Consider the following 249-nt stretch of genomic DNA (forward strand, 5'->3'; position numbering starts at 1 on the left):
GTCTGAGTTTAGCGAAGACTTCGGTACTAAAATGCGCCACTATATTGTTAACCGGATGAATAATATTTCCACCCTTATTAACAATGCCGAAAAACAGATCCCCAAAAAATATTGGATCAGAACCGACCAGTCGACCAAAGATGAGTTAGAGGATTTCTACAAGAATATTCGTTTAACGCTTAAGGTTACAGATCGCTTTGATGCCCGCGCTTTATCCTTATTATGGAAAATACGCTGCCATACCTCTCC

General features: G+C 40.2%; 1 protein-coding gene. It reads left to right on the forward strand.

The window, feature by feature from the left end; translation table 11 throughout:
• On the forward strand, positions 1 to 249 hold a 249-nt coding region (locus A3766_RS30970; protein ID WP_231882882.1), incomplete at both ends, for a putative solute-binding protein.

This window comes from Oleiphilus sp. HI0132 (genome assembly GCF_001635845.1).